Source organism: Variovorax sp. 38R (assembly GCF_014843395.1).
Lineage (GTDB): Bacteria > Pseudomonadota > Gammaproteobacteria > Burkholderiales > Burkholderiaceae_C > Variovorax > Variovorax paradoxus_H.
In genome coordinates this window covers 4731383-4755385 of record NZ_CP062121.1, presented here as the reverse complement: position 1 = coordinate 4755385, position 24003 = coordinate 4731383, and the positions used below count along the sequence as shown (strand labels likewise).

Below are 24003 nucleotides of genomic sequence, written 5' to 3'. Positions count from 1 at the left end.
ACCTCACCATGGCATCCATTACCCGCTTCCACGTCGGCCCGCGTCTCTCGGAGACGGCCGTGCACAACGGCACCATCTACCTCGCGGGCCAGGTGCCCGACGACACCACGCAGGACATCCGCGGCCAGACCGCCCAGGTGCTCGGCATGGTCGACCGCCTGCTGGCCGAGGCCGGCAGCGACAAGTCGCGCATCCTCATGACGCAGATCTTCCTGGCCGACATCGGCGATATCGGCGCCATGAACGAGGTGTGGGACGCGTGGATTCCGGCCGGCAACACGCCGCCGCGCGCGACCGTGGAGGCCAAGATGGCCAACGCGGCTTACAAGATCGAGATCGTCGTCACGGCCGCACAGGCCTGAGGCTTGATCAGGAGCGGTCTCAGTACCGCTTCTCGAGAATCATCTCGTCGGCGTCGCGCCGCATCGAGAAGCGATTGAGAAAGCTGTTGCCCAGCAGCACGTACGGCATGGGCTGTTGCGAAACGATGGCGTCGATGTCGTAGACCTCGACGTCGCCCACGCGCACGCTTTGCAAGCGCAGCCTGTAGCCCGCGGCGTTGCCGTTGGCGGTGCGCATCTGCACCAGCTGCCCCTTGCTGTAGTCGAGCCCGATGCGCTGGGCGTCGACTGCCGACAGCGCGATGGTGGTCGCGCCGGTGTCGAGCATGAAAGTGACGGCGCGGCCATTGATCTGGCCCTGCGTCATGTAGTGGCCCCGGCTGTCGGCCGGCAGCACGATGCGGTTGCCAGTGCTGGCAACGCCGCCGCGGCCGATGCTCACGGGCGAATCCATGCGCAGCGAAAAACGCTTGCCCGCCGATTCGACCACCGCCTGGTCGGCCTGCAGCGACACCAGCTTGACGCCCTGGAAGGTCTCCCCGACCGCCACCGTCTTGGGCGGCGCGCCGTTCACGATGAGGATGGCGCGGCTGCCGATGGAGCCGGTCAGCGTGACCGAGTCGGCGGCGTGCGCCCCCATGGCCGCGGCCGAGCACAGCACCGCAGCGAGGAGCGCCTTCATGCGCGGGTCAGTCGCGGAAGTTGTTGAAGGACACCGGCATGTCGGGCACGTCCTTCTTGATGAGGGCCATGGCGGCCTGCAGGTCGTCGCGCTTGGCGCCGGTGATGCGCACGGCGTCGCCCTGGATCGCGGCCTGCACCTTGAGCTTGCTGTCCTTGATGATGCGGGTGATCTTCTTGGCCTGCTCGGTCTCGATGCCGTTCTTGATCTTGATGACCTGCTTGACCTTGTCGCCGCCCATCTTCTGGACGTCGCCCTTGTCGAGAAAGCGCACGTCGACGCTGCGCTTGGTGAGCTTGCTGCGAAGGATGTCTTCGACCTGCACGAGTTGGAACTCGGCGTCGCCGATCATCGTGATCTCTTTGTCCTTGAGCTCGACGGCAGCGGCGGTGCCCTTGAAATCGAAGCGGGTGCCGATTTCCTTGGCGGTGTTTTCCACCGCATTCTTCACTTCGGGCAGATTGGGCTCGCAGACGGTATCGAAAGACGGCATGGGCACTCCTGGACGCACGGGGACTGAATGCGACAATTCTCCCATGATCGTGGAGTCCAATGTCCCGCTGCAGCCCTACAACAGCTTCGGCATCGTCGCGCGTGCGCAGCACCTGGCGCGCATCGCCAGCGAGGCCGACCTGGTCGCGCTGCACGCCGACCCCGCCTGGCGCGACGAACCCCGTTTCGTGCTCGGCGGCGGCAGCAACATCGTGCTCACGGGCGACGTCAAGCCGCTGGTGCTGAAGGTCGAGATCAAGGGCCGGCGGCTGGTCGAAGAGACGCCGCGCGCCTGGATCGTCGAGGCCGGCGCCGGCGAAACCTGGCACGACACCGTCGAATGGATGGTGCGCAGCGGCTACCCGGGGCTCGAAAACCTGGCGCTGATCCCCGGCACCGTGGGCGGCGCGCCGGTGCAGAACATCGGCGCCTACGGCGTCGAGCTGCAGGACCGCTTCGACTCGCTCGATGCCTTCGACCTCGAAACCGGCCGCGCCTTCACGCTCGATGCGGCGCAGTGCGCCTTCGGCTACCGCGATTCGGTCTTCAAGCACGTGCGCAGCGGCCCGAACGACTTCGGCCTGGCGGGCCGCGCGGTCATCACGCGGGTGCGCTTCCGGCTGCCGAAGCCGTGGAAGCCGGTGGTCGGCTACCTCGACCTCGAACGCAGGATGGAAGAAACCGCCAACTTCACTCCCAGCGCGGTCGACATCTTCGAGTGGATCTGCGCGATCCGCCGCGCCAAGCTGCCCGACTGGCGCGTGCTGGGCAACGCCGGCAGCTTCTTCAAGAACCCGACGGTCACGCCCGAGCAGTGCGCCGACATCATCGCGCGCGACCCCAAGATCGTGCATTACCCGATGGACGACGGCAGCATCAAGCTCGCGGCTGGCTGGCTCATCGACGCCTGCGGCTGGAAGGGCAAGTCGGTGGGCAATGCCGGCGTCTACGAAAGGCAGGCGCTGGTTCTGGTCAACCGCGGCGGCTCGGCCAATCCGGTGACCGGGGGCGAGGTGATGACGCTGGCCAAGGCGATCCAGACCAGCGTGTACGAGCGCTTCGGCATCCGGCTGGAGCCGGAGCCCGTGGTGGTCTGACGCGGTGGATCTCGACTTCCTGCACCTGAACTATCGCCGGCGCGTCGCCGCGCTGGGCTGGGCGCAGCTTGTCGTCATCGTGGCGGGCATCGCCTCGGTGTTTCTGGTGCGGGCGGGCTGGTGGGGATCGGTGCTGCTGATCCTCGCGGCCCTCTGCTTCGCGGTGCTCCTGAGCCAGATCGAACTCAGCCTGCGCCGCCAGTTCATCCGCGAGGCCCGGCTGCCGCCGTTCCTCATCGGCAAGCTGCGCGCGGCGCACCCGCAACTGAGCCCACGCGACGCCGAGCTGGTGCTGCGCGGGCTGCGGCAGTTCTTCATGGCGCACCTGCGCAGCAACCGCAAGTTCGTCGCCATGCCCTCGCGGGTGGTCGATACAGCGTGGCACGAGTTCATTCTGCACACGCAGGGCTACCAGACCTGGTGCCAGGCGGCCTTCGGCGGCATGCTGCACCACAGCCCGGCCGAGGTGCTGGGCCAGGACGCTCGGCGCAACGACGGCCTGCGCCGCACCTGGTACTGGGCCTGCAAGGAAGAGAGCATCGACCCGCGCAATCCGGCACGGCTGCCGCTGCTGTTTGCGCTGGACATCAAGTTCGCGATTGCGGGCGGCTTTCACTACATCGCCGATTGCCGGGCGATCGAGCGTGCGACCGGCACCGACGCGCACTGCGGCACGAGCTTCGGCGATGCGTCGTCCGACAGCGGCAGCTCGGGCGACGCCGGGGGCTTCGGCGGCAGCGAGTCGAGTGGGAGCGGCGATGGCGGCTCCAGCGACGGCGGTGGCGCCTCCGATGGGGGCGGTGGATGTGGTGGCGGTTGCGGAGGGGGCGGCGGCGACTGACGCCAGCGCACCCCTCAAAGAAAAAACGGGCCGCGAGGGCCCGTTTGTCATTGCGGCCCTTGCGCGTGGCAAGGGCAGGGGGATCGATCGATCAGCTCGCGTCGCCGTCGTTCGCCAGCTTCGGCAGCGAGGCGCCTTCGCCCGACGACAGCAGGCCCACGCGGGTGTAGATCGCCAGCTTCTCGCGCGTGTCGACGATGTCGAGGTTGCGCATCGTGAGCTGGCCGATGCGGTCCAGCGGCGTGAATGCGCCTTCGACCTTTTCCATGCTCAGGCGCTCGGGCTTGTACGTGAGGTTGGCCGACTCGGTGTTCAGGATCGAGTAGTCGTTGCCGCGGCGCAGCTCGACCGTCACTTCGCCGGTGATGGCGCGCGCCACCCAGCGTTGCGCCGTCTCGCGCAGCATGATGGCTTGCGGGTCGAACCAGCGGCCCTGGTACAGCAGGCGGCCCAGGCGGCGGCCGTTGTCGCGGTACTGCTCGATGGTGTCTTCGTTGTGGATGCCGGTGACCAGGCGCTCGTAGGCGATGAACAGCAGCGCGAGGCCGGGAGCCTCGTAGATGCCGCGGCTCTTGGCCTCGATGATGCGGTTCTCGATCTGGTCGCTCATGCCCAGGCCGTGGCGGCCGCCGATGCGGTTGGCTTCGAGGATCAGGTCGACCAGGTTCGCGTAGCGCACGCCGTTCAGCGCGACGGGCACGCCTTCTTCGAAGCGCACCGAGACGGTTTCGCGCTTGACTTCGACTTCGTCCTTCCAGAAGGCCACGCCCATGATGGGCTGCACGATCTGCATGCCGCTGTTCAGGTGCTCGAGGTCTTTCGCTTCGTGCGTGGCGCCGAGCATGTTCGAGTCGGTCGAGTAGGCCTTCTCGGACGACATCTTGTAGGCGAAGCCGGCCTTCTGCATGAACGCCGACATCTCGGCGCGGCCACCCAGCTCGTCGATGAAGACCTGGTCGAGCCAGGGCTTGTAGATCTTCAGCGCGGGGTTGGTGAGCAGGCCGTAGCGGTAGAAGCGCTCGATGTCGTTGCCCTTGTAGGTGCTGCCGTCGCCCCAGATGTGGACGTCGTCTTCCTTCATGGCCGACACCAGCATGGTGCCCGTCACGGCACGGCCCAGCGGCGTGGTGTTGAAGTAGGTGACGCCGGCGGTGGTCACGTGGAAGGCGCCGGCCTGCAGGGCGGCGATGCCTTCGTTGGCCAGCTGCACGCGGCAGTCGATGAGGCGGGCGTTCTCGGCGCCGTAGAGCATCGCCTTGCGCGGGATCTCGTCGTAGTCGGGCTCGTCGGGCTGGCCGAGGTTGGCGGTGTAGGCGTAGGGGACGGCGCCCTTCAGCTTCATCCAGTGCAGCGCCGCGCTGGTGTCCAGGCCGCCCGAGAAGGCGATGCCGACCTTCTGGCCGGCGGGAACGTTTTGGAGAATGGTCGACATGTCAGGGGTTCCGTTTCAACCGAAGTGGCAGATGTAGCTGTAGGGCTCGCCAGTCACGCGGATCTGGAAGCTGGAGTTGCCCGGAATGCTGAACTTCTGGCCGGGGCCCGAGGCGATCCATTCGCTGGTGCCCGCGAGCTGGTATTCGCAGCTGCCGCCGGCGCCTTCCATGATTTCAGGCGCGCCGGTGTTGAAGGTGAGGGTGGACGGCAGGATCACGCCGACCGATTTCTTGGTGCCGTCCGCCAGCGTGAGGTTGTGGCTCACGCACTTGCCGTCGAAATACACATTGGCCTTGGTGGCCACTGCGGCGCTGTTGATGGTGTCGGTAGTCGTCGTCATTGGATGGATGGCGCCGGCGCCTGCGCGTTCGGCGGATCGAGGGACGCGCCGCGGCAGCAGCACCCCCGGGGTTGGAGAAGCCCTCGATTTTAGGGGCTCGGGAGAGCCAGCCCGCCGTGGGGGAACTCAGTAGCGCCAGCCGTGGCGATGGCCGCCCCATCCGCGATGGCCACGGTAGTAGCCGCCACCGCCCCAGCCGCGCGAATAGCCCAGGTTCAGCGAGATGCCGACCGGCGGGTAGACGTAGGGCTGTGCATACGGGTAGGTGTAGGCGGGCTGCACGTAGACGGGCGGGGCGTACACCGGGGCCGGCTGCGTGTAGACCGGTGCCGGCGCGTTGGACACCACCACGCCGGGTTCGGGCACGACGCTGTCCCACGGGGAGTTGGCACCCTGTTGATACTGCCCCTGTGGGTATTGCTGGTACTGCTCCTGGTACTGCTGGCCGTTGTTGGCCTCGACCGGATAGGGCTGCAATTGCGACTGCGGCTGGACCGGCGCGGTGGTCACGCCGTAGGCGCTGGCCTGGATCGGGATGGTGGCGCCGGGCCGGCTCGTGGTGCGGGTCGTGTACTGGCGGCCCTGGTATTCGTAGGTGACGTTGTAGCTGACGTCGCTGCCGGTCGTTTCGCGGATTGGCGTGGCCGAAATCACGCGGGCCTGGACCACTTGCTGGGCCTGCGCGACGGTGGCGCCCGTGGCCAGCAGGCCGGCCGCCGACAGCCCGGTGAGGATGCGAAAAACGTGTCTGTTCATGGTGTTCTCTCCTGCAGATCGGGGTTGGAGACCCGCCGGCGGGACGGGGTTCCGGGGTTTACACGGCGTTCACAGCCCAGGCCGGCGCATCGAAACCGGTCGTTACGCCGATCTTCGGGCCCCAGTCGACCACCGGCCGCTTGATCAGGCTGGGGTTGGCCAGCAGCACGGGGCGGGCTGAGGCGGCATCGACCACGGCGTCGCGCGTGGCCTCGTCGAGCTTGCGCCAGGTGGTGCCCTTGCGGTTGACCAGCGCTTCCCAACCGGGGGCTTTGAGCCAGCGGTCGAGTTCGGCCTCGGGCACGCCCTGTTTCTTGAAATCGTGGAAGGCGTAGGCCACGCCATGGTCGTCGAGCCAGGCGCGGGCGCGCTTGACGGTGTCGCAGTTCGGGATGCCGTATAGGGTTGTCATGGCCGCCATAATGCCGCGAGTGACGGGTCGGCGACAATTCCGGCCTCCATGGAAACCCTGAACGACTGGCTCGCGCGCGCCGAGCACCTTCATCCCGACAAGATCGAGCTCGGACTCGATCGCGCCAAAGAAATGGCGCAGCGTCTGGGCCTGCGTTTCGACTGCCCCGTCATCACGGTGGCGGGCACCAATGGCAAGGGCTCGACCTGCGCCATGCTCGAGTCGATCCTCACGCATGCGGGCTACCGCACGGCCGTGTTCACCTCGCCGCACCTGGTGCGCTTCGAGGAGCGGCTGCGGCTCAAGGGCGAAGCGGTCGATGCTTCCAAACTGATAGCAAGCTTCGACGTGGTGGAGAAGGCGCGCGGCGACATGGCCCTGACGTACTTCGAGTTCACCACGCTCGGCATCCTGCATTGCATGATCCAGGAGAAGCCCGACGTGGCGATCCTCGAGGTCGGCCTGGGCGGCCGGCTCGACGCGGTGAACATCATCGACGCCGACTGCGCGGTCATCACCAGCATCGACCTCGATCACATGGCGTACCTCGGCCCCGACCGCGAAAGCATCGGCTTCGAGAAGGCCGGCATCCTGCGCGCCGGCAAGCCCGCCATCGTGAGCGACCCGGTGCCGCCGCAAAGCGTGATCGACCACGCGAACGCCATCGGCGCCGACCTGTGGCGCTTCGGGCACGACTTCAACGTCTCGGGCGACAAGCAGCAGTGGGGTTGGTCGGGCCGCGGACGGCGCTACAGCGGGCTGGCCTATCCGGCGCTGCGCGGCGCCAACCAGTTGCTCAATGCGGCGGGCGTGCTCGCGGCGCTCGAGGCGCTGCGCCCGCAACTGCCGATCACCGCGCAGGCCGTGCGCAACGGGCTCGCGATGGTCGAGCTGCCGGGCCGCTTCCAGATCGTGCCGGGCGAGCCCACGTTGGTGCTCGACGTGGCGCACAACGCCCACGCCGTCGCGGCGCTGGCCGAGAACCTCGACGCGATGGGTTTTTCGCCCACCACGCACGGCGTGTTCGGCGTCATGGCCGACAAGGACCTCGCGCCCATCCTCGCGCGCATCGGGCCGCTGATCGACCGCTGGTACTTCACCGACCTGCCCACGCCGCGCGCCGCCAAGGCGGCCGATCTGCTGGCCGCGTGGCAGGCCCAGAACACGCGCGCCGACGCCTCGGGCAGCGTGCATGCGAGCCCGATGGACGCCCTGCGTGCGGCCATCGAGCAGGCAGGTGCCACTGATAGAATCGTGGTCTTCGGATCGTTCTTCACCGTGGGTGGCGTCCTCGAAAACGGCACCCCCCGGCTGCAAGCCAAACACCTGCTGCCAGGCGGCTGATCGTCGGGCTGTCCACACCCATCCGGCACCATCGGGCACCACCTCGCTGCACTCCTCCAGGGATCGAACTTCATGGCGTTTTTCAAGTTCCGCGCGCGCGGCCCACAAGGCAACGAAGGACGCAGCGCCCCCGCGGCGGTGCCGGCGGAAAGTGTCGAAACCATGCGCCGGCGTGCGCGCCATCGGCTGCTCGGCGCGGCGGTGCTGGTGCTGGTCGGCGTGATCGGCTTCCCGCTGCTGTTCGACACCCAGCCGCGCCCCGTGCCGGTCGACATCCCGATCGAGATCCCTGACCGCAACAAGGCCAAGCCGCTGCCCGTGCCCGCCACGCCGGCACCCGCAACGAGCAGTGCGCCTTCTTCCTCGTCCGATGGCGGCGCCCGCGTGGCCTCGTCGGCCGGCGGCATGATCACCGAGACCGCCGACGGCACCGTGATCGAGCCCGGCGCGACCGTGCCTGCCACCCCGGCAGCCCCCAAGCCCGCCGTCGAGCCGAAGAAGCCCGAACCCAAGCCGGAACCGAAACCCGAGCCGAAGCCCGAGCCCAAACCGGAACCCAAGCCAGAGCCGAAAAAGCCTGAACCGAAGCCCGAGGCCAAGCCGAAGCCGGAACCCGCCAAGCCCGCTGCCAATGCCGACGACGGCGCGCGCGCCCGTGCGCTGCTCGACGGCAAGCCGCCCGCCGCCGCGCCCAAGCCGGCCGCCGACGACAACGGCCGCTTCGTCGTGCAGGTCGGCGCTTTTGCCGATGCAGACAAGGCGCGCGAAGTGCGCCAGAAGCTCGAGCGCGCCGGCCTCAAGACCTATGTGCACGTGGCCAAGACGACCGACGGCGAGCGCACGCGTGTGCGTGTCGGGCCGTTCGCCTCGCGCGCCGAGGCCGAGAAGGCCGCTGACCGGGTCAAGGGCTTGTCTTTGGCCGCGGCCATCCTCACGTTGTAAGCACCGTCATCGCCCGCTGCCTGTAGTTCATTGCCGTGGCCCTGCTCGACTGGATCGCCATCGCGCTCATCGTGCTGTCGATGCTGTTCGGGCTGGTGCGCGGCCTCGTGTTCGAAGTGATTTCGCTGATCGGCTGGGTGGCCGCCTTCATCGTGGCCCAGTGGGTGGCCTCCGACGTGGCGGCCTGGTTGCCGTTCGGCGAGCCGCAGGCCACCTGGCGCTACCCGCTGGCCTTCGTGCTGGTGTTCGTGGCGGTGGCGTTCGGCGTGGGGCTGGCGGCAGCCCTCACGCGCAAGCTGATCGCCGCGGTCGGCCTGCGGCCGGTGGACCGGATTTTGGGAGCAGCGTTCGGCGCGGCACGGGGGGCAGTGGCCCTGCTCGTGCTGGCGGTCGTTGTTCATTTGCTGGCGTTGAGCGACAGTGCCTGGTGGCACGAATCGCGCAGCGCCATTGTTCTCGATGCGGCATTGCAGGGCCTCAAACCCTCGCTGCCTGAAAAGTTGGCAAGCTACCTGCCCTGAGAGGAATCGTTCATGTGTGGAATCGTCGGCGTTGTCAGCAACGCACCCGTCAATCAGCTGCTCTATGACGCGCTGCTGCTGCTGCAGCACCGTGGCCAGGACGCGGCCGGCATCGTGACCTTGCTGGAACGCAAGTTCTTCATGCACAAGGCCAAGGGCATGGTGCGCGACGTGTTCCGCACCCGCAACATGCGCGCGCTGCCGGGCAACGTCGGCCTGGGCCAGGTGCGCTACCCGACCGCCGGCAACGCCTACAGCGAAGAAGAGGCGCAGCCCTTCTACGTGAACGCGCCTTTCGGCATCGTGCTCGTGCACAACGGCAACCTGACCAACGCGCACGCCCTGCGTGCGGAGCTGTTCTCCACCGACCACCGCCACACCAACACCGAGAGCGACTCCGAAGTGCTGCTCAACGTGCTGGCCCACGAGATCGAGCGTTCCTCGCGCGGCGTGCCGTTGCACCCGGCCGAGGTGTTCGCCGCCGTCAAGAACGTCTACAAGCGCCTGCGCGGCTCGTACGCCGTGGTTTCGCTGATCGCCGGCCACGGCCTGCTGGCGTTTCGCGACCCCTACGGCATCCGCCCGCTGTGCATGGGCCGCAATGCGAAGGACGGCACCGTCATGGTGGCCAGTGAATCGGTCGCGCTCGAAGGCTCGGGCCATGTGTTCGAACGCAACATCGAGCCGGGCGAGGCCGTGTTCATCGACCTCGAAGGCAACGTGCACTCGATGCAGTGCGCCGAAGGTGCGTCGCTCAACCCCTGCATCTTCGAGTTCGTGTACCTCGCACGTCCCGACTCGGTGCTCGACGGCATCTCGGTCTACCAGGCACGCCTGAACCTCGGCGAAACGCTGGCCAAGCGCGTGGTCTCGACCGTGCCGCCGAACCAGATCGACGTGATCATTCCGATTCCCGAATCGAGTCGCCCGAGCGCCACGCAGCTCGCGCACCTGCTGGGCATTCCGTACCGCGAAGGCTTCGTGAAGAACCGCTACGTCGGTCGCACCTTCATCATGCCGGGGCAGGGCGTTCGCAAGAAGTCGGTGCGCCAGAAGCTCAACGTGATCGCCAGCGAGTTCAAGGGCCGCAACGTGCTGCTGGTCGACGACTCGATCGTGCGCGGCACCACCAGCCGCGAGATCGTGCAGATGGCGCGCGATGCCGGTGCCCGCAAGGTCTACCTGGCCAGCGCCGCGCCGCCGGTGCGCTACCCCAACGTCTACGGCATCGACATGCCGACCAAGGACGAACTCGTGGCGCACGACCGCACCGTCGAGGAAATCCGCGAACTCATCGGCTGCGATGCGCTGATCTACCAGGACGTCGATGCCATGAAGCGCGCCATCGGCTCGCTCAACCCGAAGCTCGCCGGTTTCGACGCCTCGTGCTTCGACGGCGTGTACGTGACCGGTGACATCGACACCGAAGCCATCTCGCGCATGAACGGCAACCGCCCGCGCATCGAGGAGAACGAAGAAGACGCTTCGCGCCTCGCCCTGCCGAACCCCAGCGAGTAAAAAGAGAAAGAAGAGAGGGCCGACGTGAGCGACAACGAACGCACCCTGCCGCCCGGCCTGCACCGCGACACCCTCGCGCTGCGCACCGGCCTGGCACCCAGCCAGCACGGCGAGCACTCGGAGGCTCTGTTCCTCACGAGCGGCTTCGTGCAGCCCGACGCCGAAACCTCGGCTCGCCGCTTCGCCGGCACCGAGGCTGGCTTCACCTACTCGCGCACGTCGAACCCGACAGTCGCCAGCTTCGAGCAGCGCCTGGCTGCGCTCGAAGGCACCGAGGCTGCCATCGGCGCCTCGACCGGCATGGGCGCGATCCTCATGATGTGCATGGGCCTGCTCAAGGCCGGTGATCACGTGATCTGCTCGCGCTCGGTGTTCGGCTCCACGCTGAACCTGTTCGGCAAGGAGTTCGCCAAGTTCGGCGTCGAGACCACCTTCGTCTCGCAGACCGACGTGGCCGAATGGCGCGCGGCGATCAAGCCCAACACCAAGCTGCTGTTCGCCGAGACGCCGACCAACCCGCTGACCGATGTCTGCGACATCCGCGCGCTGGCCGACCTGGCCCACGGCGCTGGTGCGCTGCTCGCGGTCGACAACTGCTTCTGTACGCCGATCCTGCAGCGTCCGGCCGAACTGGGTGCCGACCTCATCATCCATTCGGGCACCAAGTACCTCGACGGCCAGGGCCGCGTGATGGCCGGCGCGATCTGCGGTCCGTCGAAGCTCATCGTCGACGTCTTCGGCCCCGTGGTGCGTACCGCCGGCATGGCGCTGTCGCCATTCAATGCGTGGGTCGTGCTCAAGGGCATGGAAACGCTGGGCATTCGCATGAAGGCGCAGTGCGCGAATGCGATGGCTGTGGCGCAGTGGCTCGAGCAGCAGCCCGGCATTGCGCGCGTGTACTACCCCGGTCTTGCCTCGCATGGGCAGCATGAGCTCGCGATGCGCCAGCAATCGGGGCTGGGCGGGGCGGTGGTGTCGTTCGACGTGGTCGGCGACACGCCTGAAGCCGCGCGCGCCAACGCCTTCCATGTGATCAACAGCACGCGCGTCGTGAGCATCGCCACCAACCTGGGCGACACCAAGACCATCATCACGCACCCCGGGACGACCTCGCATGGCCGTCTCACCGAAGTGCAGCGCCAGGCCGCCGGCATCAGCCAGGGGCTGATCCGCCTCGCAGTCGGCCTCGAATACATCGACGACATCACGGCCGACATTTCGCGCGGCCTGAGCACCCTGACATCCTGATTCTTCATTTCATGACCGGCAAAGTTCGCACCCGCATCGCACCGTCTCCCACCGGCTTTCTTCACCTGGGCACGGCGCGCACCGCACTCTATTCGTGGGCCTACGCGCGCCACCACGGCGGCGAGTTCGTGCTGCGCATCGAAGACACCGATGTGGCCCGTTCCACACAGGACTCGACCGACCAGATCCTCGCGTCGATGCACTGGCTCGGCCTCGACTATGACGAAGGCCCGATCTACCAGATGCAGCGGCTCGAGCGCTACCGCGAAGTCATCGCGCAGATGCTCGCGGCCGGCACGGCTTACCACTGCTATTGCACGCCGGCCGAGCTCGACGAGATGCGCGAAGCCCAACGTGCGCGCAACGAGAAGACGCTGTACGACCGCCGCTGGCGTCCGGCGCCGGGCAAGGTGCTGCCGCCCGTGCCCGAAGGCGTGCCGCCCGTGGTGCGCTTCTGCAATCCGCCCGAAGGCGACGTGACGTGGAACGACCTCGTCAAGGGCGAGATCACCATCAACAACCGCGAGATCGACGACCTCATCATCTTGCGTCCTGATGGTGTGCCGACCTACAACTTCGCGGTGGTGGTCGACGACTGGGACATGACCATCACGCACGTGTTCCGCGGCGACGAGCACATCAACAACACGCCGTGGCAGATCAACATCTTCCGCGCGCTCGGCGCACCACTGCCGCAATTCGGCCACGTGCCCGTGATCCTCGGCGACGACGGACAGAAGCTGTCGAAGCGCCGCGGCGCCGTGAGCGTCACCGCCTACGAGGACAACGGCTACCTGCCCGAAGCCATGCTCAACTACCTCGCGCGCCTCGGCTGGAGCCACGGCGACGACGAGTTGTTCACGCGCGAGCAGATGGTGAGCTGGTTCGACGGCACGCACCTCTCGAAGAGCCCCGCACAGTGGGACGCAGCCAAGCTCGCGTGGGTGAATGCGCAGTACATCAAGGCCAAGAGCGGCGACGAGCTTGCACCGCTTGTTGCAGCGCAGTTGCAAAAGCGAGGCATCGTTGCCGACGCGCGTTTGCCCGCAATCTGCGCACTGTTCAAAGACCGCTGTGATACGACTGTGGCGCTCGCTGGTTGGGCTGCGGCGTTTTATGCGGACATCGAAGTGACCGATGCAGACCGTGCGCAGCACATCACCGATGCGGTGAAGCCTGCGATCGCAACGCTCGTTGAAAAATTGATGACGGTCGCCTGGGAGAGGGCCGCAATCGCAGTTATGATCAAGGAAGTCCTCGCGACACACGCGCTGAAAATGCCCGTGTTAGCGATGCCAGTACGAGTGCTTGTGATGGGAACATCGCAGACACCGTCCCTCGATTCAGTGCTCGAAATTTTTTCCCGCGAAAAAGTTATCGAGCGATTGAAAAAGGCCTGAAAAATCGGGCTATAATTCGAGGCTCGACACCCACACGGGGGTATAGCTCAGCTGGGAGAGCGCTTGCATGGCATGCAAGAGGTCATCGGTTCGATCCCGTTTACCTCCACCATCAAAGTGTCGAGAAGGTTAGAGATGCTGATCGCAGCACGTCCAAGGTTTTGACCCTATCGTCTAGAGGCCTAGGACACCACCCTTTCACGGTGGCTACCGGGGTTCGAATCCCCGTAGGGTCGCCAGTTTCACTTCGGTGAATCAGGCACGAGTTGTCAACACTCGGTTCCGCAAGGAGCGAACGTTGATCTACCAGGAGTGGTAGTTCAGTTGGTTAGAATACCGGCCTGTCACGCCGGGGGTCGCGGGTTCGAGTCCCGTCCACTCCGCCAGATTGCAAGGGTTAGCAGATTCGTCTGCTAACCCTTTCGTCTTTCTGGAACCCGACTTCTGGCATCCGAATCCGAGACTTCGGAACATGGCGATGCCGCCGCTGTCTTCTTCTGCTAGCCCCTGAGTTTCGGAAGCGCGCGGGGTCTACCCCAGCAGGAAAACCTCCGTGCCGTCAGACCCCACCATCACGCCCGCCGACGCCGCATCGATCTCGATGCGTATGCCCATGTGCAAACCTGGGTCGATGGGTTTTCCGACACTCTGGCTCACGAGCTTCACGTCGCGCAGGTACCTGTCGTGCAGCGACGGGCTCAGCACGAACTTCTCCGGGTAGGCCCCGGTCGCGCGCAGGTGGTCCGAGAACTTCTCAGTCATCGCGTAGTAGAGGATCAACGTCGGGTCGGCCATGCCGCGAATCTAGCGCCGCAGCCTGCCGACCGGCTACCGGGTTTATGGGAGGAGACGGGCCGAAGCCTTCTTCAAGCCATCCCGTACCGCAGCAACCAGTTCCAGATCACCGCCGACCCGTTCGACATCTCGAGCGCAGCCTTCGCATAGCCCATGAGATCGGCGAGCCGCACCTCGGCGCGGATCACGACGTCGTGACGTTGCAGGTCTTCCTCCCGAACGTCGGCCTGGCGTCGATCGAGTTCGTCACGCAGCACCGTGGCGTAGGCCCGCGGGCTCTTCAATCGCAGGAACATGATCGGCTCGACCACCGCGTCGAGTTCGGGGTCGACGAAGGTGTGGATCTCGGGATCGCGCGACACGACCTGGTCGCCGTGCGCGTCCCTGATGAGCTGCTGGGCCTCTTCGAGCGAAGCCTCGTTCGCCGCATAGATCCGGCCGCCGCGTCCTTCGCAGATGAAGACGTACTGGTCGGGCCGCGAGAGCCAGTCGACCGGTCCGCGCTCGGCGAAGACGGCCAGACCTTCGGCGCCGGGCAGCAGCGACTGGCGCAGCGGGTACTTGATGAGCGGGTCTTCAGCGAACATTTTGCAGCTTCCTCGAAATGACGGCCGGTTGGGTGTCGGCGCGTCGATCACCAGGTACCACCAGCACGTCGCCCGTGGCCCAGCACAGCACCCGCTGCGCGACGCTGCCGAACAGGAAGTCGGTCAGCGGATTCGCGCGACGCTTGCCGACCACGAGCAGCTCGGCGCGCGCATGCTGCTGCTGCACCGTGGCCTGTCGCGCCGGGTCTCCGCGGCCGATGGCCGAGAGCACGCGGTTGCGTCGCGCGCTCGACGAGTCGGTCAGCGAGAAGAGTCGCTCGCGCGCCTGCCGCATGCTGTCGTGGCGGTAGGTCTTGATGGCGTGGTCCGACACCTCGGCATAGCGCAGCTTGCTTTCGTGCATCGTGTTGAGCGCATGGAACAGCTCCAGCGCGGCATTCGGGTCCAGGCCGTGGGCCAGGCTCACGAGTTCGCGCGATGCGGGCGTGAAGTCGACGGCCACGAGGATGCGGCCGTAGCGCAGGCGCGTGTCGAGCCGCGTCACGAGCACCGGGCAGCGCAGCTGCCGCAGCAGGCGCTCCACGGGCTGGCCGGTGAAGAGCGCGCCGGGCGAGCGGTCGCGTTCGTGGCTCAGCACCACGAGGTCGACGTAGCGGGCTTCGTCGACGATCTGCGCGAGGCCACCGCTCGGCCCTGCGACCTGCTTGACCAGCACATCGAAGCGCGAAGCCATCGACCGGGTCAGCCCTGCGAGCGCGGTTGCCGCTTCGGCATGCGCGAACGGTGCGAAGTCCGCGGGCGCGTACATGAGCTTCAGCAGCGCGCCATGTTCGGCGGCGAGCAGGGCGGCCCGCTCGACCGCGCGGTTACCGCGTGCCGACAGATCGGTGACGGCAAGGATGGATTGAAAAGATGGCGTGTTGGATGCGACGCCGCCGCCGGGAAGCACGTGCTCCCGCTGAACCTGATGGTGATGCATGACGCACTCCAGTCGAACGCGACCCCGGATGACGGGGGCGCAGCCGCGCGGGGCAGGTGCCCGGCGGTCGATGGTTTGCGCTGAAAAGAGAGGGAAAGAGGCGGACCGCCGGGCTCAGGAATGTGCTGGCGTCTGCTGAGCCGCCGCTGTCATCCACGCAAACGCAGGCGTGCAACCGCCGGGGCGGGACGTCAAGGTGTGGAAGGAGGGGTGGGCGTTCATGCCGGGGAGTCTAGGCCAGATGCGTGCAGATCCGGTCAGTACCCGCACGATCCTTGCCAGATTGAAAGGGCGCCGCGCACCTCGTGCGCTGCCCTGCTTCCCTTTTTCCCTTCTCATTTGTCATATGCAAGGGGAGACGTGTTTCCGTGTCCCCGGTCTTCCTGGAGGTTCACGCATGAGATTCACCCTAGCGGCCCGTCGGGCCGCAGAGATAGCCCATGAGCGCATCGACGATCGAGGCCTCGAGCGCTGCGGGCTCGAACTGCGCGGGCGGCTCGATGACGGCCGCATGCACCAGCGTCTCCATGATCTGCAGCACCACCCAGGTGGCGAGGTCGAGGTTGCGCGGCGTCAGCTCGGCGCGGTGCTCCTCCAGCAGCTGGCGCACGCGCCGGAAGATGTCGTGGTCGGCTGCGCTCTCTTCGCGCGGTGCATCGAAGAAGGGGAACTCCTTTTCGAGCACGCGATGCAGCTCGGGATACACCGCATGCGCCGCGAGCAGCGCACGCACCACGGCCTGCACGCGCCCGCGCAGGCTGCGCGCGCGCGATGTGGCCAGCACTTCCTCGATGGCCGCGTACATCTGCGCGGCGTGCCGCTCGTGCAGCGCCGTGATCAGCGAGTCCTTGTTCGGAAAGTACTGGTAGAGCGAGCCCACGCTCACGCCGGCGCGTTCGGCGACCACGTTGGTGTTGGTGCCGGCATAGCCGCGCTCTCCCAGAACGCGAGCTGTGGCTTCCAGAATGACCTCGACCATCTGCTGGGAGCGCGCCTGGCGCGGCGCCTTTCTTGGCTGGGGAAGGGATTTCATCGGGCGTCTCGAATGCGAGTTTTCAATGCGAGTGAAGGCTCGTATTCTAAGAAGAACCGAGCAAATGCTCGCATTCAAGAGTTTCCCCCATTCGAATCGACATACAGACCATGAACGCCAATGCCTCCGAGGCCCACGCGCCGCGTGCGTTGCCTTCTGCTTTTCCGCTCCTGCAGCCGATCGCTGCGGTTCCGCCCGAACGGGGCACGCGGCTGCAAGCCCATGTCCTCCAGTGCGACCTCGTGACGCCGCACATGCGCCGCATCACCCTCGGCGGCCCGGACGTCGCGGCCTTCTTGCGCCACGCGGCAGCCGGTCAGCCCGCCGCGTGGGTGAAGGTGTTCGTGCCCGGCGGCGAAGGGCGGGCCTACACCCTTCGCCGCATCGACCGCGTCGCCGCCACGCTCGACCTGGACTTCGTGCTGCACGGCGACAGCGGCCATGAAGGCCCGGCCTCGGCCTGGGCGGCGCGGGCGCAACCCGGCGAATGCATCGGCTTTGCCGGGCCGCGCGACGGCGGCTTTGCGCTCCCGGACGACGCGCGCTGGGTGATGCTGGCCGGCGACGCGACCGCGCTGCCCGCGATCCAGTCGATTGCCGCGAGCCTCGGGCCGGAGATCCGCCTCAAGACCTATGTCGAAGTGCCCACGGCCGCCGATGTGCAGGAGATCCGCAGCCAGGCCGTGCTGCGCACCTGCTGGCTCACCGGCGATCCGACCGAGCCGGGGCTGGCGCTGCAGCAGCAGCTGATGCACCGTCCGCAGCCGGCGGGGCCGGGGTACATCTGGCTGGCGGGCGAGTCGGGCGTGGTGCGCACGTTGCGCGCCCATTTCCTGAACGACCAGGGCCTGGCGCGCACGCGCCTGACTGCCAAGGGCTACTGGAAGCACGGCGAAGCCGATCACCGCGACCGGGCCTGAGCCCGACGCGCACCGGCTGGGTCAGTGCTCGGCCGGCGCGTGGCGCGTGCGGGTGTCCGACGGCCGCTCGCCGAAGCGCGCGCGGTACTGGGCCGCGAAATGGCCCAGATGCAGGAAGCCGTACTTCTGCGCCACGTCGCGCACGCCCGTCTGCGTGGACGCGGCCTGCAGTTCGGTGCGCACGCGGTCCAGCCGCAGCTCGCGCAGGAACTCCATCGGCCCCTGGCCCGCATGCTGGCGGAACGCGAGCTGCAGGGCGCGCGCGCTGCAGCCGGCCTCGCGGCACACGTCGGCCAGCGACAGCGGCTGCTCGGCGTGCGCGGCCATGAACTCCTGCGCCTTGCGCACCGCGCGCGGCAGCAGGTGGCGCTGCGCGTCACCGGCGAGCGCGCGCGAGTGGTTGTGGCCCGCCGACATCAGCAGGCTCGACATCAGGTACTCCTCGGCATGCTCGGCCAGGCGTCCGCCGCCCTGCAGCGCATTGCCGGCGTCGAGCGTGAGCCGCAGGTAGTCGATGAAGTGCACCAGCGGCGCGAGCGCGGGGTTGTCCAGCGGCACGCCGAGGTCGAACACCAGGTGCTGCCGCACGGGCGCCTGCAGCAGCGCCTCGAGCCGCGACAGCAGCGCCGCGCGCGCGATGCGCACGATGAGGTGCGGGCTGTCGTCTGCCCAGCGCATCGACAGCAGTTCGGTGGGCGAGGGCAGCGAGGCGATGCGCGGCGTGGCTTCGACCTGCTGGCCACCGCAGCGGATGTCGGCGCCGCCGCGCAACGGAATCTGCAACAGGAAGAAGTCTTGCAGGTAGCCCGGGTCGATCTGCACGCCGGGGCCGTACTGCACGTAATTGAGGCTCACATCGCGGTGCAATTGCGCGCTGTGGTGGCAGGCGTCCAGTTCGGTGCGCGGGCGCAGCATCGTGAGGCCGTGCGGGCAGAACACGCGGGCCACGCTCTCGCGTGCCTCGTCCATGTCGTGGCTCTCGAACAGGCGGTAACGCTGCAGCGGCAGCCGTGGGGCGGTGGCGGTTTCCATAGGGAAGCGGGGTGACCGTAGCAAAAAGCCTTCCAGCCCACAATTCGGGCCGTCCCTTGGAATCCCCGAAAAAACCTGCGCGGCAGGGACAGCGCCTGCGTTTTCGGGATCGGCCGGCGAGGTCTTCCGCTCTACCTTTGGCCCATTCGCCGAACCGGCGATTCAACCGAGGAGAGCAAGCGTCATGTTCAAGGGTCTCGAAGGCAAAAGCGCCATCGTCACGGGTGGTTCGACATTGATAGGCGCCGGCGTGGTGCGCGCCTTCCACGCGGCCGGCGTGAAGGTGGTCATCGCCGACATCGACGCCGACAAGGGCCAGCCGCTGGCCGATGCACTGGGTGCCGGGGTGCGCTTCGTGCGCACCGACATCACCGACGACGCGCAGGTGAAGGCCTGCGTCGACGAGGCGGTTGCCCGTCACGGTGGCGTGGACTTTCTCGTCAACCTGGCGTGCTCGTACGTGGACGACGGCTTCAAGTCGCCCCGCGCCGACTGGCTCACCTCGTTCAATGTGAACGTGGCCAGTGCCGTCGCGATGCTGCAGGCGGTGCACCCGCACATGGTGGCGGCCGGCGGCGGGGCGGTGGTCAACTTCACCAGCATCTCGTCGCGCGTGGCCCAGACCGGGCGCTGGCTCTACCCCGTGAGCAAGGCCGCGATGGCGCAGCTCACGCGCAACATGGCGATGGACCTTGCGCCCGATCGCATCCGCGTGAACAGCGTCTCGCCGGGCTGGACCTGGTCGGCGGTAATGGACCAGCTGACGGGCGGCGACCGCGCGCGCACCGACCGCGTGGCCGCGCCCTACCACCTGCTGGGGCGCGTCGGCGACCCCGACGAGGTGGCGCAGGTGGTGCTGTTCCTGTGCTCCGAGCACGCGAGCTTCGTCACCGGCGCCGACTACGCGGTGGACGGCGGTTACTCCGCCATGGGCCCTGAGCAGGCTGTGCCAGCCATCCCCCGCCTGATGGAACCCTGAGCCCCATCGGCAACAAAACACCACCCCCACGAGACAACCAAAGAAGGAGCAAGCCATGAAGCGAATCGCCATCGTCGGCGCGGGCCAGTCGGGCCTGCAATTGGGACTCGGTCTGCTGGACGCAGGCTACGAGGTCACCATGTACAGCAACCGTTCGGCGGACGACATCCGCCACGGCAAGGTCATGTCGAGCCAGTGCATGTTCCACACCGCGCTGCAGGTCGAACGCGACCTGGGGCTCGATCAGTGGGCCAACGACTGCCCCACGGTCGATGGCATCGGCTTTGCCGTGCCGAACCCCGAGCAGAAAGGCGCCAAGGCCATCGAATGGGCGGCGCGGCTGAACTCGAGCGCGCAGTCGGTCGACCAGCGCGTGAAGGTGCCGGCGTGGATGGCGCAGTTTCAGCAAAAGGGCGGCGAGCTGGTCTTCAAGGACGCCGGCATCGACGACCTCGAAGCCTGCACCCGCAGCCACGACCTCACGCTGGTGGCCAGCGGCAAGGGCGAGATCTCGAAGCTCTTCGAGCGCGACGCCGCCAAGTCGACCTACGACCAGCCGCAGCGCGCACTGGCGCTCACCTACGTGAAAGGCATGCGCCCGCGCACGCCGTTCTCGGCCGTGTGCTTCAACCTGATTCCGGGCGTGGGCGAGTACTTCGTGTTTCCCGCGCTCACCACCAGCGGCCCGTGCGAGATCATGGTGTTCGAAGGCGTGCCCGGCGGCCCGATGGACTGCTGGGCCGACGTGAAGACGCCGCAGGAGCACCTGGCGCGCAGCAAGTGGATCCTCGACACCTTCACGCCTTGGGAGGCCGAGCGTTGCCAAGACATCGAGCTCACCGACGACAACGGCATCCTCGCCGGCCGCTTTGCGCCCACCGTGCGCAAGCCGATCGCCACGCTGCCTTCGGGCCGCAAGGTGCTGGGCCTGGCCGACGTGGTCGTGCTCAACGACCCGATCACGGGGCAGGGCTCGAACAACGCGGCCAAGTGCGCCGACACCTACCTGAAGAGCATCCTGGCGCGCGGCGATGGCGCGGCCGATGCGCCGTGGATGCAGCAGACCTTCGACCGCTACTGGTTCGGCTACGCGCAGTGGGTCACGCGCTGGACCAACATGCTGCTCGCACCGCCGCCGCCGCATGTGCTCAAGCTGCTCGGCAGCGCCGGCGCCGTGCCGCCGATGGCCAGCGCCATCGCCAACGGCTTCGACGACCCGCGCACCTTCTTCCCGTGGTTCGCCGACCCGCAGGAGGCCGACCGTTACCTCGACACCTGCGCTGCAGCGGCAGCGGCGTAGGCGGAGTGCTCACATGACACGACGCGTGGCCATCGTCGGCGCCGGCCAGTCCGGCATGCAGCTCGCCCTGGGCCTGTTGGCCAAGGGGTACGCGGTGACGGTGTATGCGAACCGCACCGCGCAGGAGATCTTCGACGGGCCGGTGATGTCGAGCCAATGCATGTTCGAGACCGCGCTGCAGACCGAGCGCGAACTCGGCCTCGACAGCTGGGCCGACATCTGCCCGACCGTCGAGGGCATCGGCATGTCGGTGCGCAGCCCTGAAGGCCACCGCGCCATCGCGTGGGAAGCAAAGCTCGACGGCCCCGCGCAGTCGGTCGACCAGCGCCTGAAGATCGCTGCGTGGATGCAGCTGTTCGAAGCGCGCGGCGGCCGTCTCGTGCATAAGGACGCCGACCTCGACACGCTGGAAGATTGCGCGCGCACGCACGACCTCGTGGTCATCGCGAGCGGCAAGGGCGAGATCTCGGCGCTGTTCCCGCGCGACGCGGCGCGCTCGCCGTTCGAGCAGCCGCAGCGCGCGCTGGCGCTCACCTACGTGAAGGGCATGCGCCCGCGCGAGTCCTTTTCGGCCGTGAGCTTCAACCTCATTCCGGGTGTCGGCGAATACTTCGTGTTCCCCGCGCTCACCACCAGCGGCCCGTGCGAGATCATGGTGTTCGAGGGCGTGCCCGGCGGCCCGATGGACTGCTGGGACGACGTGAAGACACCGCAGGAGCACCTGGCGCGCAGCAAGCAGATCCTCGCCACCTTCCTGCCTTGGGAGGCCGAGCGCTGCACCCACATTGAGCTGACCGATGACCACGGCGTGCTGCGCGGCCGCGTCACGCCCGTGGTGCGGCACCCGGTCGCCACGCTGCCCTCGGGCCGCCAGGTGCTGGGGCTTGCCGATGCGGTGGTGCTCAACGACCCGATCACGGGGCAGGGTTCGAACAATGCGGCCAAGGCGGCTGACATCTACCTCAAGCGGATCCTGGAGCACGGTGACGCGCCTTTCGATGCCGCGTGGATGCAGCAGACCTTCGACCGCTACTGGGAAGGCTACGCCCGCTGGGCCACCGGCTGGACGCACAGCCTGCTCGCACCGCCCGCACCGCACCTGCAGAAGCTGTTGCAGAGCGCGACGCACATGCCCGCAGTGGCGAGCGCGGTGGTCAACGGCTTCGACGATCCGCGCAACTTTGCGCCCTGGTGGTTCGACGCGGCCGAGGCCGACCGCTTTCTGGAAACCAAGGCGCGCGAGGCGGTGATCGACCGCTTCGACCGGCGCGACTTCCGCAAGGCGCTCGGCCAGTTCAGCACCGGCGTCACGGTCATCACCACGCGCGCGCTCGACGGGCGCCGCGTGGGCATGACGGCCAACTCGTTCTCGTCGGTGTCGCTCGACCCGCCGCTGGTGCTGTGGAGCCTCGCGCGGCAGGCACCCAGCGTGGCCGACTTCACCGGCGCGAGCCACTTCGCGATCAACGTGCTGGCCGCGCCGCAGCACCATCTGTCGCGCCAGTTCTCGACACCGCAGGCCGACAAGTTCGGTGGCGTCGACTGCTGCGAGGGCACGGCCGGCGTGCCGCTGCTCAACGGCGTGCTCGCGCGCTTCGTGTGCCGCAACGTGCGGCAGTACGACGGCGGCGATCATCTGATCTTCATCGGCGAGGTCGAAGGCTACGAACGCTTCGACGGCGAGCCGCTGGTTTTTCACTCGGGCTACTACCAGGTCACAACGCGCCATCCGGAATGCGTACAGTGAGCCCCTGGTTCCCCACGTCCACCTTTCAGCATTGAACGGAGTCACACACCCATGCAGAACAAGGCATCCCCATCGTCGTCGCAAGACATCCGCATCCAGGCCGCCGACGGCAGCGGCAGCTTCGGCGCCTACCTCGCCCTGCCGCGCGGCGGCACTGGCCCGGGCCTGGTGCTCGCGCAGGAAATCTTCGGTGTCAACAAGACCATGCGCGACGTCGCCGACTACTACGCCGAGGAAGGCTACGTGGTGCTCGTGCCCGACCTGTTCTGGCGTCAGGAGCCCGACGTGCAGCTGGGCTACGCACCCGACGACTGGCAACGCGCCTTCGCGCTGTACCAGGGCTTCGACGAAGCGCTCGGCATGCAGGACATGCAGGCCGCCATCACCGCGCTGCGCCAGCGCCCCGAAGTGCCCGGCGGCAAGGTCGGCGTGCTCGGCTTCTGTCTGGGCGGCAAGCTCGCCTACCTCGCGGCCTGCCGCACCGACGCCGACGTGGCCGTGGGCTACTACGGCGTGGGCATCGACGCCGCGCTCGACGAGGCCGATCGCATCCGCTGCAAGCTGGCGCTGCACGTGGCCGAACTCGACGGCTTCTGCCCGCCCGAGGCGCGTGACCGCATCGTGCAGACGCTGCGCGGCCGGCCGAACGTCGAGGTGCATGTGTACCCCGGCGTCGACCATGCCTTCGCACGTGTGGGTGGCGATCACTTCCACCGCGCCTCGGCCCTCATGGCGCACGAGCGCAGCGTGGCCGCGCTGAAGTCGGCCATCGGCCCGAACTACGACCTGGCGGCGCTGTGGGACAAGCACTGCGAGTACGAGTTCGGCACCCGCAACGTCGACGACACCATGAGCACGATGGTGGCCGAGCCCTATGTCAACCACATCCCGACCATGACCGGCGGCGTGGGCTACAAGAACCTGCACGCGTTCTATACGAACCACTTCGTCAACAGCAACCCGCCCGACACCTCGCTGGTGCCGATCTCGCGCACCGTGGGTGCGACGCAGGTGGTCGACGAAATGCTGTTCTGCTTCACCCACACCACCGAGATTCCGTGGATGCTGCCCGGCGTGGCGCCGACCGGAAAGCGCGTGGAGATTCCGCTGCTCGCGGTCATCAAGTTCCGCGGCGACAAGCTCTACCACGAGCACATCTACTGGGACCAGGCGAGCGTGCTGGTGCAGGTGGGCCTGCTCGACGCGGCACTGCTGCCGGTGGCGGGCGTGGAAACGGCGCGCAAGCTGCTCGACGAGACGCTGCCGTCGAACACGCTGCTGACGCGCCCGCGCGGCTGAGTC

General features: G+C 67.4%; 25 protein-coding genes, 3 tRNA genes and 1 pseudogene. 18 read left to right on the top strand and 11 right to left on the bottom strand.

The annotated features are described in order from the left end of the window. The first annotated feature begins 8 nt into the window (after positions 1-8). Positions 9-362, top strand: coding sequence for a RidA family protein (locus tag IG196_RS21920; protein WP_070062404.1), 354 nt, complete (start codon positions 9-11; stop codon positions 360-362). Between the two features lie 19 nt (positions 363-381). On the opposite strand, the gene IG196_RS21915 is transcribed toward IG196_RS21920, so the two are convergent. Both IG196_RS21915 and IG196_RS21910 read right to left on the bottom strand, forming a co-directional pair. Continuing rightward, entirely contained in the window at positions 382-1023 is a 642-nt protein-coding gene (locus tag IG196_RS21915; RefSeq protein WP_101489379.1) for a TIGR02281 family clan AA aspartic protease, read from the bottom strand. Between the two features lie 7 nt (positions 1024-1030). Next, positions 1031-1516 carry a YajQ family cyclic di-GMP-binding protein gene (locus tag IG196_RS21910; protein WP_099791661.1) on the bottom strand — a complete coding sequence of 162 codons (486 nt, stop codon included), beginning with the start codon at positions 1514-1516 and terminating at the stop codon, positions 1031-1033. 43 nt (positions 1517-1559) lie between these two features. Here IG196_RS21910 and murB point away from each other — a divergent pair, with 43 nt between their 5' ends. Both murB and IG196_RS21900 read left to right on the top strand, forming a co-directional pair. After that, complete coding sequence (gene murB / locus IG196_RS21905) at positions 1560-2612, top strand: UDP-N-acetylmuramate dehydrogenase (protein WP_192192994.1); 1053 nt, start codon at positions 1560-1562, stop codon at positions 2610-2612. A gap of 4 nt (positions 2613-2616) precedes the next feature. Next, positions 2617-3453, top strand: coding sequence for a glycine-rich domain-containing protein (locus IG196_RS21900; protein WP_192192993.1), 837 nt, complete (start codon positions 2617-2619; stop codon positions 3451-3453). A gap of 91 nt (positions 3454-3544) precedes the next feature. Here IG196_RS21900 and argG read toward each other — a convergent pair whose 3' ends face one another. From argG to IG196_RS21880, 4 genes are all read right to left on the bottom strand, one after another. Further along, the gene (gene argG, locus IG196_RS21895) at positions 3545-4885 is read right to left on the bottom strand and encodes an argininosuccinate synthase (protein ID WP_099791655.1); all 1341 of its coding nucleotides are present in this window, start codon (positions 4883-4885) and stop codon (positions 3545-3547) included. A 15-nt stretch (positions 4886-4900) separates the two neighbouring features. After that, positions 4901-5227, bottom strand: coding sequence for a pyrimidine/purine nucleoside phosphorylase (locus IG196_RS21890; RefSeq protein WP_119553910.1), 327 nt, complete (start codon positions 5225-5227; stop codon positions 4901-4903). Between the two features lie 126 nt (positions 5228-5353). Beyond that, positions 5354-5983 carry a hypothetical protein gene (locus IG196_RS21885; protein WP_192192992.1) on the bottom strand — a complete coding sequence of 210 codons (630 nt, stop codon included), beginning with the start codon at positions 5981-5983 and terminating at the stop codon, positions 5354-5356. 58 nt (positions 5984-6041) lie between these two features. Then, entirely contained in the window at positions 6042-6395 is a 354-nt protein-coding gene (locus IG196_RS21880; protein ID WP_192192991.1) for an ArsC family reductase, read from the bottom strand. Positions 6396-6431: 36 nt separating this feature from the next. Here IG196_RS21880 and folC point away from each other — a divergent pair, with 36 nt between their 5' ends. From folC to IG196_RS21835, 9 genes are all read left to right on the top strand, one after another. Next, positions 6432-7739: a bifunctional tetrahydrofolate synthase/dihydrofolate synthase gene (folC, locus tag IG196_RS21875; RefSeq protein ID WP_192197108.1), complete on the top strand. Its 1308-nt coding sequence runs from the start codon at positions 6432-6434 to the stop codon at positions 7737-7739. Positions 7740-7811: 72 nt separating this feature from the next. Continuing rightward, positions 7812-8681 (top strand): SPOR domain-containing protein, encoded by an 870-nt coding sequence (locus tag IG196_RS21870; protein ID WP_192192990.1) that lies wholly within the window; start codon positions 7812-7814, stop codon positions 8679-8681. 35 nt (positions 8682-8716) lie between these two features. After that, on the top strand, positions 8717-9202 hold the full coding sequence (locus tag IG196_RS21865) for a CvpA family protein (protein ID WP_192192989.1): 486 nt from the start codon (positions 8717-8719) through the stop codon (positions 9200-9202). A 12-nt stretch (positions 9203-9214) separates the two neighbouring features. Continuing rightward, positions 9215-10720, top strand: coding sequence for an amidophosphoribosyltransferase (gene purF, locus IG196_RS21860; protein WP_099791644.1), 1506 nt, complete (start codon positions 9215-9217; stop codon positions 10718-10720). 24 nt (positions 10721-10744) lie between these two features. Next, positions 10745-11968, top strand: coding sequence for an O-succinylhomoserine sulfhydrylase (locus tag IG196_RS21855; protein ID WP_192192988.1), 1224 nt, complete (start codon positions 10745-10747; stop codon positions 11966-11968). An 11-nt stretch (positions 11969-11979) separates the two neighbouring features. Beyond that, complete coding sequence (gene gltX / locus IG196_RS21850; RefSeq protein ID WP_192192987.1) at positions 11980-13368, top strand: glutamate--tRNA ligase; 1389 nt, start codon at positions 11980-11982, stop codon at positions 13366-13368. A 36-nt stretch (positions 13369-13404) separates the two neighbouring features. Further along, positions 13405-13480, top strand: a tRNA-Ala gene (locus IG196_RS21845). Between the two features lie 51 nt (positions 13481-13531). After that, positions 13532-13607: transfer RNA gene (locus tag IG196_RS21840), tRNA-Glu, on the top strand. Between the two features lie 70 nt (positions 13608-13677). Beyond that, positions 13678-13754: transfer RNA gene (locus tag IG196_RS21835), tRNA-Asp, on the top strand. 145 nt (positions 13755-13899) lie between these two features. Here the strand turns inward: IG196_RS21835 and IG196_RS21830 are convergent. The 4 genes from IG196_RS21830 to IG196_RS21815 all read right to left on the bottom strand — a co-directional run bounded on the left by IG196_RS21830 (position 13900) and on the right by IG196_RS21815 (position 16723). Beyond that, positions 13900-14163, bottom strand: coding sequence for a hypothetical protein (locus IG196_RS21830; protein ID WP_192192986.1), 264 nt, complete (start codon positions 14161-14163; stop codon positions 13900-13902). Between the two features lie 71 nt (positions 14164-14234). Beyond that, complete coding sequence (locus tag IG196_RS21825) at positions 14235-14750, bottom strand: hypothetical protein (protein ID WP_192192985.1); 516 nt, start codon at positions 14748-14750, stop codon at positions 14235-14237. Next, complete coding sequence (locus IG196_RS21820; RefSeq protein WP_192192984.1) at positions 14740-15690, bottom strand: universal stress protein; 951 nt, start codon at positions 15688-15690, stop codon at positions 14740-14742. Before IG196_RS21820 ends, IG196_RS21825 begins: the two co-directional genes overlap by 11 nt. A gap of 409 nt (positions 15691-16099) precedes the next feature. Then, positions 16100-16723: a TetR/AcrR family transcriptional regulator gene (locus IG196_RS21815; RefSeq protein ID WP_192192983.1), complete on the bottom strand. Its 624-nt coding sequence runs from the start codon at positions 16721-16723 to the stop codon at positions 16100-16102. A gap of 110 nt (positions 16724-16833) precedes the next feature. On the opposite strand from IG196_RS21815, the gene IG196_RS21810 reads away from it, so the two are divergent. Further along, a complete protein-coding gene (locus IG196_RS21810) occupies positions 16834-17643 on the top strand; it encodes a siderophore-interacting protein (RefSeq protein WP_192192982.1) in 810 nt (269 codons plus the stop codon). A gap of 21 nt (positions 17644-17664) precedes the next feature. Here the strand turns inward: IG196_RS21810 and IG196_RS21805 are convergent, their stop codons facing one another. Next, complete coding sequence (locus IG196_RS21805; RefSeq protein ID WP_192192981.1) at positions 17665-18675, bottom strand: AraC family transcriptional regulator; 1011 nt, start codon at positions 18673-18675, stop codon at positions 17665-17667. A gap of 184 nt (positions 18676-18859) precedes the next feature. Between IG196_RS21805 and IG196_RS21800 the strand changes: the two genes are divergently transcribed. The 5 genes and pseudogenes from IG196_RS21800 (at position 18860) to IG196_RS21785 (ending at position 24000) form a co-directional block, all read left to right on the top strand. Continuing rightward, positions 18860-19654: an SDR family oxidoreductase gene (locus IG196_RS21800; RefSeq protein ID WP_192192980.1), complete on the top strand. Its 795-nt coding sequence runs from the start codon at positions 18860-18862 to the stop codon at positions 19652-19654. 55 nt (positions 19655-19709) lie between these two features. Further along, a complete protein-coding gene (locus IG196_RS21795; RefSeq protein WP_192192979.1) occupies positions 19710-20954 on the top strand; it encodes a styrene monooxygenase/indole monooxygenase family protein in 1245 nt (414 codons plus the stop codon). Between the two features lie 13 nt (positions 20955-20967). Then, positions 20968-22200, top strand: a pseudogene (locus IG196_RS32300) (styrene monooxygenase/indole monooxygenase family protein); the annotation flags it as partial. Further along, a complete protein-coding gene (locus IG196_RS32120) occupies positions 22177-22701 on the top strand; it encodes a flavin reductase family protein (RefSeq protein WP_225617096.1) in 525 nt (174 codons plus the stop codon). The pseudogene IG196_RS32300 and the gene IG196_RS32120, both read left to right, overlap by 24 nt. A gap of 51 nt (positions 22702-22752) precedes the next feature. Continuing rightward, complete coding sequence (locus tag IG196_RS21785; RefSeq protein WP_192192977.1) at positions 22753-24000, top strand: dienelactone hydrolase family protein; 1248 nt, start codon at positions 22753-22755, stop codon at positions 23998-24000. Positions 24001-24003: the final 3 nt, after the last annotated feature.

Coding starts and splice junctions, on each gene's coding strand:
- IG196_RS21785 (WP_192192977.1), top strand. CDS start 22,753: ATGCAGAACAAGGCATCCCCATCGTCGTCGCAAGACATCCGCATCCAG.
- IG196_RS21815 (WP_192192983.1), bottom strand. CDS start 16,723: ATGAAATCCCTTCCCCAGCCAAGAAAGGCGCCGCGCCAGGCGCGCTCC.
- IG196_RS21820 (WP_192192984.1), bottom strand. CDS start 15,690: ATGCATCACCATCAGGTTCAGCGGGAGCACGTGCTTCCCGGCGGCGGC.
- gltX (WP_192192987.1), top strand. CDS start 11,980: ATGACCGGCAAAGTTCGCACCCGCATCGCACCGTCTCCCACCGGCTTT.
- IG196_RS21795 (WP_192192979.1), top strand. CDS start 19,710: ATGAAGCGAATCGCCATCGTCGGCGCGGGCCAGTCGGGCCTGCAATTG.
- IG196_RS21920 (WP_070062404.1), top strand. CDS start 9: ATGGCATCCATTACCCGCTTCCACGTCGGCCCGCGTCTCTCGGAGACG.
- IG196_RS21885 (WP_192192992.1), bottom strand. CDS start 5,983: ATGAACAGACACGTTTTTCGCATCCTCACCGGGCTGTCGGCGGCCGGC.
- IG196_RS21910 (WP_099791661.1), bottom strand. CDS start 1,516: ATGCCGTCTTTCGATACCGTCTGCGAGCCCAATCTGCCCGAAGTGAAG.
- IG196_RS21825 (WP_192192985.1), bottom strand. CDS start 14,750: ATGTTCGCTGAAGACCCGCTCATCAAGTACCCGCTGCGCCAGTCGCTG.
- IG196_RS21880 (WP_192192991.1), bottom strand. CDS start 6,395: ATGACAACCCTATACGGCATCCCGAACTGCGACACCGTCAAGCGCGCC.
- IG196_RS21810 (WP_192192982.1), top strand. CDS start 16,834: ATGAACGCCAATGCCTCCGAGGCCCACGCGCCGCGTGCGTTGCCTTCT.
- IG196_RS21870 (WP_192192990.1), top strand. CDS start 7,812: ATGGCGTTTTTCAAGTTCCGCGCGCGCGGCCCACAAGGCAACGAAGGA.
- IG196_RS21830 (WP_192192986.1), bottom strand. CDS start 14,163: ATGGCCGACCCGACGTTGATCCTCTACTACGCGATGACTGAGAAGTTC.
- murB (WP_192192994.1), top strand. CDS start 1,560: ATGATCGTGGAGTCCAATGTCCCGCTGCAGCCCTACAACAGCTTCGGC.
- IG196_RS21800 (WP_192192980.1), top strand. CDS start 18,860: ATGTTCAAGGGTCTCGAAGGCAAAAGCGCCATCGTCACGGGTGGTTCG.
- IG196_RS21915 (WP_101489379.1), bottom strand. CDS start 1,023: ATGAAGGCGCTCCTCGCTGCGGTGCTGTGCTCGGCCGCGGCCATGGGG.
- IG196_RS21805 (WP_192192981.1), bottom strand. CDS start 18,675: ATGGAAACCGCCACCGCCCCACGGCTGCCGCTGCAGCGTTACCGCCTG.
- argG (WP_099791655.1), bottom strand. CDS start 4,885: ATGTCGACCATTCTCCAAAACGTTCCCGCCGGCCAGAAGGTCGGCATC.
- IG196_RS21890 (WP_119553910.1), bottom strand. CDS start 5,227: ATGACGACGACTACCGACACCATCAACAGCGCCGCAGTGGCCACCAAG.
- purF (WP_099791644.1), top strand. CDS start 9,215: ATGTGTGGAATCGTCGGCGTTGTCAGCAACGCACCCGTCAATCAGCTG.